We start from the raw sequence: 16,997 nt of genomic DNA on the forward strand, positions 1-16,997 counted from the left end.
ATTTCATCCAAAAAGGGTATTCCAAATTAAAATTGGAATACCCTTTTTCATTACCCTACAAATGTTTGATACAGTAAGAAGATATTTAAAACGATAACGAGAGCAGCAATTATCCATGCGATAAATGTTGTTATGCGGTGGTTAACGAGTGCACCCATAATCTTTTTATTACTTGTAAACATAATAAGTGGCACTAATGCAAATGCAATACCGAATGATAAGACGACTTGGCTCATGACTAGAGCGTATGTTGGATTTACACCTAAAGCGATAATTACTAGTGGTGGAATCATTGTAATAAATCGGCGTAAATATAACGGAATATGCATGCGAATGAAACCTTGCATAATAATATCACCCGACATTGTACCGACAGAAGAGCTAGATAGTCCTGCTGATAAAAGTCCAATCCCAAATAATGCAGCCGATACAGGACCTACTAAATTGGTAAATTGAGTGTAAGCAACATCTAAATCTTCAACGTGCAAGCCATTTTTAAAAAATAGTGCAGCTGCTACAATTAACATACTTGCATTAATTGCTCCAGCAATAACCATTGCAATAATAATATCGATAAATTCGAAACGAAAAATCTTTTTCTTTTGTTCGTCAGTTGTTCCGACCACACGGCGTTGTGTTAATGCAGAATGCAAGTATATTGCATGCGGCATAACTGTCGCACCTAAAATCCCTGCTGCAAGTAATATACTGTCTACACCTTGGAATTTTGGAATAAATAGTCCTGAAAGAAGGGGACTTAATTCTGGTTTTGCATAAAAAACTTGAATCCCAAAAGCAATTACTACAATGAAAATCATTCCTGTAATAATAGCTTCTAGTGGACGAAATCCTCTACGTTGAAATTCAAGGATAATAAATGATCCGGCTGCTGTAATTAAAGCGGCAGGTAGCATGGGGATTCCAAATAGTAAGTAAAGCCCCAATGCAGCTCCAATAAATTCCGCTAAATCTGTAGCCATAATAACTAGTTCACCTTGTATCCATAAGCCGATAGACACAGGCTTTGGAAAGTTTTCACGAGCTATTTCGGGTAAATTGTTTCCTGTAGCAATTCCTAATTTAGCCGATAAAGTTTGGATTAATACAGCCATTAAGTTAGAAGCGAGTATAACCCATAATAGTAAATATCCATATTGTGAACCAGCTGCGATATTTGTAGCAAAGTTGCCAGGATCAATATAAGCAACGGACGCGATAAAAGCGGGCCCTAAAAATGGTAACAGTCTTTTCCAGCCTTTTGTTTCTCCACTTAAAGCTAAGTGAGCTGATTGTACGGTTGTACTTTCAGAAGGGAGATGTTCATCTTTTGTTATATCTTTATTCATAGTAGTTTTCCCCTTTAAAATGTTAACTTGATGAAATTATTGTATTTATTCTTACTCATTATTTCAATACATTTAAATATGTTATATGATAATTTCATTTGAACACGAAAGTTTCCTTAATGCAAATTATATGCCTTTATGCAATGGATGGTGTGATAACGTAAAATAAATTGGGAGTTTATGGTGTGATGACGTGGGGAAACATAATAAATTAAAGGGTCAATTTTGAAATTTATGTGAACATAAAGCCGATAATCCAGCATATTAATTGATGGAATTGCATTTGTATGATATATAATATATTGGGATTACAACATAACCATAGTGTTTTGATGTGTAATCTTGTTTTTTATTTTTGTTAACTGATAGAAAATAGTATAAAGAAAAGAAAATGGGATTCATTTTCTTATTATATATGTTTTGATATGAACGTTAACTTATACATGATTTTAAAAATTAGATAGGTGGTAGAAATACATTGGCAACTACAAAACCATACAGAGTATTACTATATTACATGTACACAACAATTGAAAACCCAGAAGAATTCGCGGCAGAGCATTTAGAATTTTGTAATTCACTTGAATTAAAAGGAAGAATTCTTGTAGCGAAAGAAGGTATTAACGGAACTTGTTCAGGAACTGTAGAACAAACAGAGAAATACATGGAAGCAATGAACAATGATCCACGTTTTGACGGTATTGTATTTAAAATAGATGAAGCTGATGGTCATGCATTCAAGAAAATGCACGTGCGTCCTCGTCCAGAGTTAGTTACACTTCGTCTAGAAGATGACATTAACCCACACGAAATAACTGGCAAGTATTTAGAACCAAAAGATTTTTATGAAGCAATGAAACAAGAAGATACAGTTATCATTGATGCACGAAATGATTATGAGTTTGATTTAGGTCACTTCAAAGGTGCGATTAAACCTGATATCGAATCATTCCGTGAATTACCAGATTGGATTCGTGAAAATAAAGAAGTACTTGAAGGTAAAAAGATTTTAACTTATTGTACAGGCGGAATTCGTTGTGAGAAGTTTTCTGGTTGGTTAGTTCGTGAAGGCTATGAAGATGTAAGTCAGCTTCACGGCGGAATTGTAACGTACGGAAAAGACCCAGAGGTACAAGGTGAGCTTTGGGATGGACAATGTTACGTGTTCGATGAGCGTATTGCTGTACCAGTAAACCAAAAAGAACATGTTATCGTTGGTAAAGACCACTTTACAGGTGAACCTTGTGAGCGCTATGTAAACTGTTCAAATCCAGAATGTAATAAGAAAATTTTATGTTCTGAAGAAAACGAAGCGAAATATTTACGTGCATGTTCTCATGAATGTCGTGTAAGTCCACGTAACCGCTACGTAATACAACATGAATTAACGGAAGAGCAAGTAGCTGCTGCATTAGAGCAAATCGAAGCAGGGAAGTAAACTGAATTCGTATAATAAAAGGGGTACTCCAAGTTTAATTTTGGAGCACCCTTTTTTTATTATCCGGTCCTGTTATTTGTCGGTTTTTGTCGGTAAATCGATATATTAAAAAAATCGCTGATATATTTCGAGTTGCGCCGATATAATGGGAAAATCGCTGATAAAAATTCACTTACTGCAGCGGGCAAAGAATTTGAAAATAATCTTCTTTAATTTTTATCTTCTTTCTCTTTAACGGCAGAAAGTACAGTTTGTTTTACCCAAGCTTTTCTTCGTTTATGTTGTAGACCCCATTGGTATAAACTTTGGGCTCCTAAAATAAGTGAAATGACAATGCCGCTAATCGCAATTAATAGAGCGAAAAATTCAAGAGGTGACGATATTTTGTTTGAATCGGTGTTTCTTAAAAGGTCAATCATAGTAAACCCTAACATTTGGCCCACTACAGAGTAGAGCGTTAAAATTAATAATAAAAGGCTATCTTTTTTAGAGGCGACATTTTCTTGATATTTAAACAAACTATCAAGATTTTGTTTCGCGTTCGAGTATAGAACCTCAATATTAAAAAGTTTTCTTAAGCGGAAGAAAATATCTTCACTCTGTGATTGGGATACTAATTCTAAAGAAAAATAATTAGCAGTGAACGAATTGATCGAATAAATTAATTTCTCTATTTCATTAGTATCTTGTTCAATATTTAGCTCAGCATAGGCGTTCGCCATTTTTAATAAAACAATTTTATGGAATAGGTTTAATAATAAAGCGTAATAAAATTCCCCGTACATTTGACTAGCAAGTTTAGCGATTTCGCGTTCTCCTTCATTTGTTACACATGTAAAAATATGTTCTTCCATTATGAAATAACGATTTGGAGCCCATCTCTGGTAAGCGTGTTTTTTTAAATAGTCATGAATGTAAGGAAGGTTATTTGCACTCACATATGGCTTACCATCACTTGTTAATCCGGAAAGACTAGAAGTACGATAAACATCCACTTCATTAAGTTCCATACCTTCTTTTAGTGACAATAAAGTTTGGACGTACATTCTTTGGTCTTCGAAGAAAGGGAAGGTTTGAAAGTATGAACTTCTTAATCTCTTCTTTTCAAAGAAATCAGTTACACCATGAAATAAATAACCAAAAATGAATTTTTCAACTTGGGAATACTTTTTTCCGTTACATTCAATACAAATAGTCTCATTTGTATCATTTTTAGTTTCAAGTACACGGAAGCGAGCAGCGAATTCGATTGCTTCAGATAAAGTCATGTTTGGAGCAGTGTTTACTTCTGTTCGAATTGTTAAGAAGCCAAGTTCATAAGGACAAAGTGTTACATCAATAGAGTGTATCTTGAATGGGATTGAAATAAGGTTTGTTGTTAAATGTCCAGTTAAGTTAAGGTCCTTTGAATAACGTTGCAAGCCCTTTTGATGCTCTGAGTGAGGAAAGAGAATTTTATTGGTAAATGAAAGATAGTATGCTTCCATATTTTGATGTGAAACTTTAAACTCCCCATAATATGTATTTTCATCATCGAGATGATCGAGCCGAAAAGGACGAAAATCGTTTTTTTGTAAGAAAGGGAACATATTTTGTTCATATCCAGTTTTAAAAGAAAACGGGAATATAAATTGAAATATAGCTGTTGCTACATCTTTTTCCTCAATTGCTTGTATTGCCTCCATCTACATTGTTTCCTTTCCGTATATGCTATAGAAACAACATGCCCAAATTTATTTGAAAATAACCACTGTTTTATACCCGATTGAGAGTGAAAATTCAGCTTATTTAGCAGAGGACATGTATAATGTTATGTATACTAAAAGTTATAAAATTTTATTTTGAAAAGGGGGATGCTGTATGCGGATTTTAGTATTAGGCGCTGGTGGAGTCGGAGGATTTTTTGGTGGCAGATTAGTCGAAAAGGGAGAAGATGTTACATTTCTTGTTCGTAGTAAACGGAAAAAACAATTAGAGGAAAGAGGACTTGTAATCCGAAGTGTTAACGGGGATTTTTCCTTTCAACCGAAATTAATAACGAAAGAAGAGAGAACTTCTCCATTTGATGTCATTTTATTTTCAACAAAAGCGTATCACTTAAACGAGGCAATTCAAGATTTGAAGCCGTTTGTTGGCGAAAATACTGTAATCATTCCATTGTTAAATGGTATCGCTCATTTATCGCTATTACAAAAAGAATTCGGCGAAGAAAAAGTAATTGGCGGTTTATGCTTTATCGAGACGACGTTAAACGATCAAGGAGAAATTGTACAAACTAGCGCTGCCAACAGACTTGTGTTTGGAGAAATTAAGTCTCAAAATTCAGAGAGAGTAAAGCATATTTCTAAAGCATTTGCAGGTACGAAATCTAGTTTTGTTTTAAGTGAAAATATTACGCAAGATATGTGGCATAAATATTTATTTATTACTGTAATGTCCGGTGTGACAACGTTAATGCGTGCACCAATTGGACCAATCCGTGAAAGTGAAGGCGGCCGTGATTTTATCCGTAATGTATTTGAGGAATCTGTACAAATCATGAGAGTATTAGGAGCTCCCGTAAAGGAAAATATTGCCGAGGAACATATGAAAACAATTGATAAAATTTCGTATGATATGAAGTCATCAATGCAACGTGATATGGAAAAGGGTTCGTTTATTGAAGGGAAGCACTTGCAAGGATATTTACTGGATGTAGCAGAGCAATTTTCTATAGCGGCACCATTATTAGGCACTATATATCAAAATTTAAAGGTGTATGAAGAGATGACCTTTAACAGATCTGTAATAGAATTAGATGTATGAAAAAATAAAAAAGATAGCAATATATAAGTGTATTGCTATCTTTTTTATTTTTTTTGTATGACAAATTATTTATTTCTTTTCGTTCTATCTGTCAAATTTATTTCCTGTTCACGTTTACCATATAACTGATTAATTTCATTTGCTACTGCATCTAAATATGAATCGGAAAAAATAGGCTTCTTTTCTTTAGACATATGGGTCTCCTTTGCGGATTTTTTAGTATTCATTATGTATATTTCTCAGTGGGTTATGCACAATCATTTTAATTTTTTTCTTATTAAAAATTTTTGTTTACTTTTTGAAAATAAAGGAGTATTATAATCCACAGTTTCAATTTTCTAAATCGCTGAAACCGCATGGTACGGGGGACCCGTTTTTACGGATTAGTACATAATCCGATGGGGTGAATCCTTAAAAAAGGTAGGGCTACTCATAGGCCCGAATCCGACAGCTAACCTCGTAAGCGTTATATTGAGAAGGAAGGTGGAGCTTGTGCGACAAAAAAAATAATGTCTACAAGTCTATTTCGCTATGGCTTGTAGACATTTTTTGTTTTCTGAGGAAATAGTTTACTGGCTGTAACAAGCAGAAAAGTTCGTACAAAATTATTGGAGAGTGGACAGCATTGGTTTCATCTATTAAAAGATTTTTAATTGGAAGACCGTTAAAATCAACGGAGCTTGGAGAACAAAAGCTTAATAAAACGAAAGCTTTAGCTATTTTATCTTCTGACGCATTGTCATCAGTTGCTTACGGTCCAGAGCAAATTTTAATTGCTTTAGCAGGTGTTGGAGCGATCGCTTATTGGTATTCCATTCCGATCGCTGTTGGGGTATTAGTATTATTGACAGCCCTTATTTTATCTTATCGTCAAATTATTTTTGCTTATCCGCATGGCGGGGGAGCGTATGTTGTATCAAAAGAAAATTTAGGGATGAATCCAGGCTTAATTGCTGGAGGATCTTTATTAGTTGACTATATTTTAACTGTTGCGGTAAGTGTGTCCGCTGGTACAGATGCAATCACGTCTGCGTTTCCTAGCTTACATGCACACAACGTAATTATTGCGGTTATATTTGTTATATTAATTACGATATTAAATTTAAGGGGAGTAACGGAATCAGCTTCCGTTTTAGCATATCCTGTTTATTTATTCGTTTTAGCACTATTTATATTAATTGGTGTGGGCATATATAATATTTTAACTGGTCATGTTTCACCCACTTTACATGCGCCGATTGGTACACCAGTTGCAGGGATTAGTTTATTTTTATTACTAAGAGCATTTGCATCAGGTAGTTCTGCTTTAACAGGTGTTGAAGCAATTTCAAATGCAATTCCGAACTTTAAAGATCCTGCGCCAAACAATGCTGCAAAAACATTGCTTGCAATGGGTGCATTACTTGCTGTGTTATTTTCAGGAATTGTATTTTTAGCTTATTATTACGGAGTGACTCCGAGTAAAGAAGTAACAGTTGTTTCTCAAATTGCTGAACAAACATTTGGACGTAATTTCATGTACTATTTCATACAAGGTACAACAGCTTTAATATTAATTCTCGCTGCTAATACAGGTTATTCTGCATTTCCTTTATTAGCGGTTAACCTTGCAAAAGATAAATTCATACCGAGAATGTTTACGATTAGAGGAGACCGTCTAGGTTACTCAAACGGTATTATTATACTTGGAGTTGCTTCGATTATTTTAATTGTAGCTTTCCAAGGACAAACAGAACATTTAATTCCACTATATGCAGTAGGTGTATTTATTCCATTTACACTTTCTCAAACAGGGATGGTATTAAAATGGCTTCGCGAAAAGCCTGAAGGATGGGCTTTAAGATTAACGGTTAATTTAATTGGTGCAGTTATTAGTTTTATCGTAATGAGCATGTTCTTTTTAACTAAATTTGCACAAGTTTGGTCGATTCTTATTTTCTTACCAGTTATTATCTTCTTATTCCATCGAATTAAGAAGCATTATGATGCAGTGGGTGATCAATTAAGTTTAAAAACTTGCGAACCTCTTATTCCAATTGAGGGGAATGTAATTGTCGTTCCTGTAGCAGGTATGACCCATGTAGTAGAAAATTCATTGAACTATGCGAAATCCCTTTCGGCAGATCAAGTTATCGCAGTATATGTTGCTTTTGACAGAGAAGAGGAAAAGAAATTTGAAGAGAAATGGAAGAAGTGGCAACCTGAAGTAAGGCTTGTTACATTACATTCTCATTATAGAAGTATTATTCAGCCGCTAACGAAGTTTATCGATACAGTGCAATATAAGGCGAGTGAATCGAATTACCGTGTTACGGTCGTTATACCACAGTTTATTCCGAAAAAAGGTTGGCATAACATTCTTCATAATCAATCCAGTTTACTCATACGTGCGTATTTACTTTATAAAAGAAATGTTGTTATTACGACAGTTCCATATCATTTGAAAAAATAAGAAGATTTTTAAGGATAGCTTTGTGAAAATGAAGCTATCCTTTTTGTGTATATGCTATGCATAATTGCATATGGGCTTAAAAATTATACCGATATAATTTAATTGGTTATTTGAAAGTAGTGTTTTCTGTTGTGATATGTAGATATTTCAATCGATAAAGCGAATCGGATTATATTTTGAAATAAGGACATGAAAGCTTGAAAATAAAGGGAATGAAAATACTTCTTTACGATATATAAACAGCTGTGTTTAAATGACCTTACAGTACAAAACTTATATGAAAACAAAACGGGATTTCATATTTACTTACGTTATTAAGTTTAAAATGAATAATATTTTTATGTAATATATTCACTGTATCGATGTGGAAAATGAGGGTCGATAGAAAATTTATGCAACGTTATTCATACTAAGCACATATGAAAAGTTTTATAACAATAAGTAAGTACTGTAGCAATAACAGTTGGGAGAGATGGTTCGTACGTCAATCACGGTGAGTACGTCCTCTAGTTTAACCATCTTAAATTATATGCAAGAAAATAGAATAATAAAATGCGATAGTAATAGTTGCTAATACATAGGAGGAGTTAAAGTGAAAAAAACTTTAATTACAGGGTTATTGGTTACAGCAGTATCTACGAATTGCTTCATTCCTGTAAGCGCTTACGCTAAGGAGGGGCAAACGGAAGTGAAAACAGTATATGCGCAAAATGTAATTGCTCCAAATACATTATCCAACTCAATTAGAATGTTAGGATCACAATCACCGCTTATTCAAGCATACGGATTAATTATTTTGCAACAGCCAGACATTAAGGTAAATGCGATGAGTAGCTTAACGAATCATCAAAAGTTTGCAAAGGCGAATGTACGAGAGTGGATTGATGAATATAATCCGAAGCTAATTGACTTAAATCAAGAGATGATGAGATACAGCAATAGATTTAATAGCTATTATAGTAAGCTCTATGAACTAGCAGGAAACGTAAATGAAGATCAGCAAGCAAAATCAGATTTTATGAGTGCATATGGAAAATTACAATTGCAAGTACAGAGCATCCAAGAGAGTATGGAGCAAGATTTATTAGAGTTAAATCGATTTAAAACAGTATTAGATAAAGATAGTAACAACTTATCAATTAAAGCCGATGAAGCAATAAAAACACTGCAAGGATCAAGCGGAGATATTGTGAAATTAAGAGAAGATATTAAAAGGATTCAAGGGGAAATTCAAGCTGAACTAACTACTATTTTGAATAGACCTCAAGAAATCATTAAAGGTTCTATTAATATCGGTAAACAAGTATTTACAATCACAAATCAAACTGCACAAACGAAAACAATCGATTTTGTTTCTATCGGTACTTTAAGTAATGAAATTGTAAATGCCGCAGATAGTCAAACGAGGGAAGCAGCTCTTCGCATTCAACAAAAGCAAAAAGAGTTATTGCCACTTATTCAAAAGTTATCACAAACTGAAGCAGAAGCGACTCAAATTACATTCGTTGAAGATCAAGTAAATAGCTTTACAGAATTAATTGATCGTCAAATTACAACTTTAGAAACGTTATTAACGGATTGGAAAGTTTTAAATAATAATATGATCCAAATTCAAACAAATGTTGAAGAAGGCACGTATACAGACAGTAGTTTACTTCAAAAACATTTCAATCAAATTAAAAAAGTAAGTGATGAAATGAATAAGCAAACAAATCAATTTGAAGATTACGTTACAAACGTTGAAGTACATTAAACAGAAAAATAATTAGCGATATAGGGAGAGAAGAAAAATGACAAAAAAACCTTATAAAGTAATGGCTCTATCAGCACTGATGGCAGTATTTGCAGCAGGAAATATTATGCCGGCTCATACGTATGCAGCTGAAAGTACAGTGAAACAAGCTCAAGTTCATGCGGTAGCAAAAGCTTATAATGACTATGAAGAATATTCATTAGGACCAGAAGGCTTGAAAGATGCAATGGAAAGAACAGGTTCAAATGCTTTAGTAATGGATCTGTATGCTTTAACAATTATTAAACAAGGTAATGTTAACTTTGGAAATGTATCGACTGTTGATGCAGCTTTAAAAGGAAAAGTGATTCAGCATCAAGATACAGCTAGAGGAAATGCGAAGCAATGGTTAGATGTATTAAAGCCACAGCTTATTTCAACGAATCAAAACATCATTAACTACAATACCAAATTCCAAAACTATTATGATACTTTAGTTGCTGCGGTAGATGCAAAAGATAAAGCGACTCTTACGAAAGGCCTAACTAGATTATCAAGTAGTATTAATGAAAATAAAGCGCAAGTGGATCAGTTAGTAGAAGACTTAAAGAAATTCCGAAATAAAATGACGTCAGATACGCAAAACTTCAAGGGTGATGCAAATCAAATTACATCTATATTAGCTAGTCAAGATGCAGGGATTCCCCTTCTGCAAAATCAAATTACAACGTACAATGAAGCAATTAGTAAATATAATGCAATTATTATCGGTTCATCTGTTGCGACAGCTCTAGGACCAATTGCAATTATTGGTGGTGCAGTAGTTATTGCTACGGGCGCAGGAACACCGCTAGGAGTCGCATTAATTGCAGGTGGTGCAGCAGCTGTAGGCGGTGGTACAGCTGGTATCGTATTGGCGAAGAAAGAACTTGACAATGCACAAGCTGAAATTCAAAAAATAACTGGACAAATTACAACTGCTCAATTAGAAGTAGCTGGGTTAACGAACATTAAAACACAAACTGAGTATTTAACAAATACGATTGATACTGCAATTACAGCGTTGCAAAACATTTCAAACCAATGGTATACAATGGGATCAAAATACAATTCTTTACTTCAAAATGTGGATTCAATTAGTCCAAACGATCTTGTTTTCATTAAAGAAGATTTAAACATTGCGAAAGATAGCTGGAAAAACATTAAAGACTATGCAGAAAAGATTTATGCTGAAGATATTAAAGTAGTAGATACGAAAAAAGCATAATCGAATACGAATCGTTAGGGCGTTAAGTGTTGATGAATGATTTGAAGCTCCTGTTCAGTTGTGAGCAGGAGCTTTTGATATCCTTATAAAGAGAATAGGTGAAAAATATGCAGAAACGATTTTATAAAAAATGTCTTTTAGCGGTAATGATTGCTGGGGTGGCAACGAGTAACGCATTTCCTTTGCATCCTTTTGCAGCAGAACAAAATGTAACGGTGCTACAAGAAAATGTGAAAAACTATTCTCTTGGACCAGCAGGATTCCAAGATGTAATGGCACAAACGACATCAAGCATATTTGCAATGGATTCATATGCAAAATTAATTCAAAATCAACAAGAGACGGATTTAAGTAAAATAAGTTCGATTAATAGTGAATTTAAAGGGAATATGATTCAGCATCAAAGAGATGCAAAAATTAATGCAGCATATTGGTTAAATAATATGAAGCCTCAAATTATGAAAACAGATCAAAATATTATAAATTACAATAATACTTTTCAATCGTATTATAATGACATGTTAATAGCGATTGATCAAAAGGATAGCGGGAAATTAAAAGCGGATTTAGAAAAGTTGTATGCGGATATTGTAAAGAATCAAAATGAGGTAGATGGATTATTAGGAAATTTGAAAGCTTTTCGCGATAGAATGGCGAAAGATACAAATAGTTTCAAAGAGGATACAAATCAGTTAACATCGATATTGGCAAGTACGAATGCTGGTATTCCAGCTCTAGAGCAACAAATAAATACATATAACGATTCGATTAAAAAGAGTAATGATATGGTCATTGCTGGTGGCGTACTTTGCGTAGCTCTAATAACATGTCTTGCTGGCGGGCCGATGATTGCGGTTGCGAAAAAAGATATCGCAAATGCAGAAAGAGAAATCGCCAATTTAAAAGATAGAATTTCAGGAGCACAAGCAGAAGTCGTAATTTTGACTGATGTAAAAAATAAAACAACAAACATGACAGAAACAATTGATGCAGCAATTACAGCACTACAAAACATATCAAATCAATGGTATACAGTAGGTGCAAAATATAATAATTTACTACAAAACGTAAAAGGAATTAGTCCGGAAGAGTTTACGTTTATAAAAGAAGATTTACATACAGCGAAAGATAGCTGGAAAGATGTAAAGGATTATACAGAAAAATTACATGAAGGTGTGGCAAAGTAAACAGTGGACTAGTTCTGCTGTTTATTTTTTTATCCTGTTTTTTGTGAGAGTTGAGCTTGCAATTATATATAAGTTTGTCATGTATTTTTATATTTTTTATAAATTCTAAAAGAACATTCCCTATTGTTGGTATGATAGACAGAAACTGTTTTTTTTGGAACAGGAGACAATAAATAGGGAAAATAACATTAGGATTATTAGTTATATTTCTATTTATAATTATGTATATGTCTTTAGTAGGAGATGAGAATAAGGGTTCCTTAACTCCTAATCTGATTTCAAAGGTAAAATATTTAGAAACTGATTCTGTTGCTGGAGGTACATTTAGAGATTATGGTCAAGAAGCAGAAGCAGTGTTTGAAAAATTAAGTAGTCAGAAAAATGTTGAAACAAAAAAAGATTTTTGAGGAAGAAATTTTTGAAGAATCATTATAGACTTTTACTTTATTGGTATTAACTAAAACTTATTCACTTAATTTCCTATCAGAAATTATAAAGTGAAAACAGAACATGAAATACGCAAAAAATATCACAGGACAGATTCTCAAAATATTTCAAAATCCACCCTGTGATCATATACTCATTTACAAGTGAAAATAATTAATACCCTAAAATATCTACTTCAGCTGCTGAAGCAAATCCATTTTGTCCTTTCGTTACTTCCACTTTTACATACTTTGCAGTAACTGGGGTAAATGTTGCCGTTTTCTTATCACTATTATTTTCCCATGTTCCTGATGATATTTTGTCATACGTAATGCCGTCTACACTCGTATAAATATTGTAAGTTAAAATACGGCCATTTTCTGACCAATCTTGCCTTGGAAGATATGACAATTGTGAAATGGTACGTGTATCACCAAGTTCTAGTGTCAAATTGTAAGGATATTGATTTGGTGTCCAAGTACTATGCCAAAATGTATCGGTTTTTCCATCTATCGCCTTACTAGCTGAGCCCGTTGATTCCTCACTATTTGCACTTGCCTTCATTATTTTTTTTGACAATACAGCAAGTGGTTTAACAGGTTTAGCATCCGTCGCTTCCCATATAGGTGCAATTAATGTTGGGGTGTTTAAAGCTTCTACTTTTTGTCTCGTTTCTTGTGTTGCTTTCAATCCCCATTTATCAAAGAATGGCAGTACATTTTGTTTTGCTATTTTTGATGTATTGTAAATAAATGCCTGTATTTTATCCTCGTCTGTTTTGGGAAGTTGATCTTCAGGTATCTCACGATATAATTTGTGGAGATTTGGATAAAAATCATCCCCATATGCCAAATGAAGTTGCCAAAGCATAACAAGTTTTACAAACAGGTCGTCAATATTTTTATATTCTTTATTTGTTTGTTTTAAATACGTAAAAGCTCTATTATAATCTCCCTCTGTATCTAAACGTGTTGGTATATTTGGGTATATTTTCTTGAATGCAGCTAATGAATATAGATTATTAGTTACTTCACCCATACCTCTTAAATCATTCCACGTCCATGGATATTGTTGTCGTGCATGTCCCGCTTCGTGCATTTGTCCCCATCCAAACTCATTTACATTTAAAGTACTTTTGATAGCTTCACCAGCAGTCGTAAAGACGGCTCCATCCCAACTTGCATACATGCCCCAACTTTGTGCGTTAGGATTTTCTACAAAGGCCCAAATACGACGAGTTGAACGATGTAAAGGATTAGGATCCGTTTCAGATTGCCCTGCTAACTTGTCTTGTGCTCGAATCATATCATCATATTTATTTAATAGGGGCACAGGATCTTGATTTACAATATATTTATTGGCACTATCACGAGTTACAGTTAGTACGGCTCGTTCTGATTTCAATTGTACTGCATGTGCATTTGGAAAGTTGTTCATCATGGCAATCCAGTCTGCTTTTGTGTGTTTTCCTAATACAAAGAAAGGAATAGGACTACCGCCTTGCGTTACTTGCACCTTAACTGTTCCTGTGCTTTGAAAATTATCTAACCCTAATACGCCGCCGTTTGGTGAAGAGATAGTATTAGAGCCTGGAGAAAGATCAATTTCTTTTCCCCATTCTTTATCATATTGATGTGTCCCAATAATGGCTCTAATCTTTTGCGTTCCTGATACTGTAATTGTAACCTGTTCATTAGGTTTCACATATATGCCTGTTGGCATATAATTTTTTTGCTCACCTCTTTTTTCTCTTTTTGCTTCATCCCAAAAACTTCCTGTACCTGGCAGGTCAAACTCTCTTTGTTCAAATTGAGTTGCAGTTTGTGCAGTTTCAGCATGTACATCTAAATTGTTTGACATAATAGGTGTAAATAATGTGGTTGCTAAAATAGCGGATGTTGCAAACACCTTTATAGTTTTTTGTAATCTACAATTTTTTCTGCTGTTCATATAGATCAGTCCTTTCGTTCAAATTCATTAATTACTTACATACGAAATATCAGCTTTTTCATTAATGCCGAAAGTAGATTTTTTGAATTCGCACTTATTAAAAAATGTTGATGATATTTTTAGATGAGTAAAAAAAGCATAGTAACATTTCAAGTTCTATTCCTGATTAATTTAGAAACACATTACCTTCATTGATTTTTTTAATCACTCCTCCAAGTAAACATTTAAGATAAATGTCCTATCTTAAAGCTCCTTTCCTAATTTTGGGATTACGAATTAAGTATAATTCAAAAATAAAGTTATACAATTGAGAAAAATTAAAATGTTAAAAATTTACACTCTCGCAAAATTTTTAACATTTACTAAAAAATATTTGTTATAGAGAGGAGATTCATATACCCATCAAGCTAAACTTTTGAAATATCCCCAAAACTAAAATTCTATCTCTTCATAATTATTCATAAAAATCCGGTTCAGTTTTCCCGTTTTATGGCAACAATTAAACTCTTAACTTGATGGGCATGTGGTGTTACCTCTAGGAGATATCTTCATCTAGATAGGATAATATAAACATGAAAAAAGATTGGTAAAGTGGAAACATGTTTGTTTATTGGCAAAATGAATAAAAAGATAGCCCTCTTGCAGATAAATGTAGGGGGGTATTTTTGAGCGGTAATTTCGTATCCATGTGTGCGTAAAAATCTTTTCGTTATCGCTCCCTTTGATAGAATCCATGTTCATATAGTTTTTTTACCGAATTTTTTAAAAATTAAATTTTACGACTTGATAATTCGTTTAAAATGATTTAATCTTATGTCAAATGATATATTTATCTATCAAAAATACTTTTGTAAAGATAAAGGAGTGATTGAGAATGTTAAACGCCCCATTGATGGTAAGCCTTTAGGTGCAGCAGCATTGAAAAGATTGGGAAGAAATGAGTGAGCTTTCACAATAAAGAACTCTATAATTTGATGTAGTGTTTGATACCTTTGATTAGATTTTTTGAAAAACAAACCAATATTAATTGAATCAAAGTTTAGAAAGTATGGTATGAAAGCAGGTTAGTGAGGGGAATTCAAAACCAATTTGATAAAAGCGAGGTAAATAATATGACTTTTGAAGAAAAATTACAAGCATATGCAGAACTTACGGTGAAAATCGGTGTTAATATTCAACCAGGGCAATACTTATTAGTCAATACATCAGTAGATGCATTGGATTTCGCCCGTATAGTTGTCAAAGAGGCTTATAAGGCTGGGGCAGGGCGTGTTCATGTTAATTTTTCGGATGAAGAAATGGAACGTGCTTACTTTGATTATGCCTCAGATGAAGAATTTAATCGCTTCCCAGAGTGGATAGTCAAAATGAATGATGAGCTGATCGAACGTAAAGGAGCACTATTAATGATAGATGCTACAGATCCTGATAAATTTACAGGTATTTCATCTGAGCGTCTAGCTACCTATCAAAAGGTAGCAGGAGCTGCTCTGAGAAACAATCGCAACGCCGTAATGAAGGATTCAATAGCTTGGTCGATGGTAGCAGTTCCTTCACCAAAGTGGGCATCGAAGGTGTTCCCGGATTTAGCAGCTGAGGATCAAGTACCAGCATTATGGGAGGCTATTTTTAAAGCTGTTCGTATTGGTGAAGGCAGTGCTATTGAAAAATGGCGTGAACATGTAACAAATTTAGAATCTCGTGCGGTCCTACTGAACAATAAAAAATATATGAAGCTTCACTATACAGCGCCAGGTACTGATTTAACAATTGCATTAGCACCACAGTATAAATGGATTACTGGAGGTGGTAAAACTCCTGATGATACTATCTTCATGGCTAATATGCCGACAGAAGAGGTTTATACGTTACCGATGAAACAAGGTGTAAATGGCTATGTAAGCAATACAAAACCATTAGTTTATCAAGGAAATATTATCGATGGCTTTAAACTGACATTTGAAGAAGGAAAAATTGTTAAAGCAGAAGCACAGGTAGGACATGAATTATTACAGGAGCTTATTAATGTGGATGAAGGCTCTTGCTATTTAGGTGAAGTAGCACTTGTACCACATGAATCACCAATTTCAGCATCGGGAATTTTATATTTTAATACATTGTTTGATGAAAATGCATCGAACCATTTAGCGATTGGTAAAGCTTATCCAACTTGCTTAGAGGATGGAAGAGATTTAGAAAACGATCAGCTTGAAACGTTAGGGGCAAATATTTCAGTAACACATGAGGACTTTATGATTGGCAGCAGTGAGATGGACATTGACGGTATTCTACCAGATGGAACTGTAGAACCAATTTTCCGTAAAGGTAGCTGGGCATTTTAAGTTTTTAATTTGAATAAAGGAGTAGAATGAATGAAACGGTTACTAAGCATAA

12 protein-coding genes and 1 riboswitch are annotated in these 16,997 nt (G+C 33.9%); of the genes, 8 read left to right on the forward strand and 4 right to left on the reverse strand.

The features are described from left to right. Positions 1-50 precede the first annotated feature (50 nt). Positions 51-1,346 carry an Nramp family divalent metal transporter gene (locus tag DN399_RS08930; RefSeq protein ID WP_001030679.1) on the reverse strand — a complete coding sequence of 432 codons (1,296 nt, stop codon included), beginning with the start codon at positions 1,344-1,346 and terminating at the stop codon, positions 51-53. 478 nt (positions 1,347-1,824) lie between these two features. Between DN399_RS08930 and trhO the strand changes: the two genes are divergently transcribed. Next, the gene (gene trhO / locus DN399_RS08935) at positions 1,825-2,784 is read left to right on the forward strand and encodes an oxygen-dependent tRNA uridine(34) hydroxylase TrhO (RefSeq protein ID WP_000246231.1); all 960 of its coding nucleotides are present in this window, start codon (positions 1,825-1,827) and stop codon (positions 2,782-2,784) included. 209 nt (positions 2,785-2,993) lie between these two features. Here the strand turns inward: trhO and DN399_RS08940 are convergent, their stop codons facing one another. Then, positions 2,994-4,469, reverse strand: a complete 1,476-nt coding sequence (locus DN399_RS08940; RefSeq protein WP_000387426.1) for a hypothetical protein — start codon at positions 4,467-4,469, stop codon at positions 2,994-2,996. 175 nt (positions 4,470-4,644) lie between these two features. On the opposite strand from DN399_RS08940, the gene panE reads away from it, so the two are divergent. Beyond that, positions 4,645-5,589 (forward strand): 2-dehydropantoate 2-reductase, encoded by a 945-nt coding sequence (panE, locus tag DN399_RS08945; RefSeq protein ID WP_088362309.1) that lies wholly within the window; start codon positions 4,645-4,647, stop codon positions 5,587-5,589. 65 nt (positions 5,590-5,654) lie between these two features. On the opposite strand, the gene DN399_RS28320 is transcribed toward panE, so the two are convergent. After that, positions 5,655-5,783 (reverse strand): hypothetical protein, encoded by a 129-nt coding sequence (locus DN399_RS28320; RefSeq protein WP_000031873.1) that lies wholly within the window; start codon positions 5,781-5,783, stop codon positions 5,655-5,657. 140 nt (positions 5,784-5,923) lie between these two features. Continuing rightward, a riboswitch (cyclic di-AMP (ydaO/yuaA leader) is annotated at positions 5,924-6,070 on the forward strand. A 144-nt stretch (positions 6,071-6,214) separates the two neighbouring features. Between DN399_RS28320 and DN399_RS08950 the strand changes: the two genes are divergently transcribed. From DN399_RS08950 to DN399_RS08970, 5 genes are all read left to right on the forward strand, one after another. Beyond that, positions 6,215-8,041 carry an APC family permease gene (locus DN399_RS08950; RefSeq protein ID WP_000254887.1) on the forward strand — a complete coding sequence of 609 codons (1,827 nt, stop codon included), beginning with the start codon at positions 6,215-6,217 and terminating at the stop codon, positions 8,039-8,041. A gap of 592 nt (positions 8,042-8,633) precedes the next feature. Beyond that, a complete protein-coding gene (nheA, locus tag DN399_RS08955) occupies positions 8,634-9,794 on the forward strand; it encodes a non-hemolytic enterotoxin NHE subunit A (RefSeq protein ID WP_049107657.1) in 1,161 nt (386 codons plus the stop codon). A gap of 37 nt (positions 9,795-9,831) precedes the next feature. Next, positions 9,832-11,040: a non-hemolytic enterotoxin NHE subunit B gene (nheB, locus tag DN399_RS08960; RefSeq protein WP_149149507.1), complete on the forward strand. Its 1,209-nt coding sequence runs from the start codon at positions 9,832-9,834 to the stop codon at positions 11,038-11,040. Positions 11,041-11,147: 107 nt separating this feature from the next. Then, entirely contained in the window at positions 11,148-12,227 is a 1,080-nt protein-coding gene (nheC, locus tag DN399_RS08965) for a non-hemolytic enterotoxin NHE subunit C (RefSeq protein ID WP_001171992.1), read from the forward strand. Positions 12,228-12,454: 227 nt separating this feature from the next. Next, on the forward strand, positions 12,455-12,634 hold the full coding sequence (locus DN399_RS08970; protein WP_000060531.1) for a hypothetical protein: 180 nt from the start codon (positions 12,455-12,457) through the stop codon (positions 12,632-12,634). Between the two features lie 193 nt (positions 12,635-12,827). Here DN399_RS08970 and DN399_RS08975 read toward each other — a convergent pair whose 3' ends face one another. Further along, the gene (locus tag DN399_RS08975) at positions 12,828-14,603 is read right to left on the reverse strand and encodes a M60 family metallopeptidase (RefSeq protein ID WP_006919968.1); all 1,776 of its coding nucleotides are present in this window, start codon (positions 14,601-14,603) and stop codon (positions 12,828-12,830) included. Positions 14,604-15,715: 1,112 nt separating this feature from the next. Here DN399_RS08975 and DN399_RS08980 point away from each other — a divergent pair. Continuing rightward, the gene (locus DN399_RS08980) at positions 15,716-16,945 is read left to right on the forward strand and encodes an aminopeptidase (protein WP_149149508.1); all 1,230 of its coding nucleotides are present in this window, start codon (positions 15,716-15,718) and stop codon (positions 16,943-16,945) included. The last annotated feature ends 52 nt before the right edge of the window (positions 16,946-16,997 follow it).

Source organism: Bacillus sp. AR4-2, assembly GCF_008274865.1.
Taxonomy (GTDB): domain Bacteria; phylum Bacillota; class Bacilli; order Bacillales; family Bacillaceae_G; genus Bacillus_A; species Bacillus_A cereus.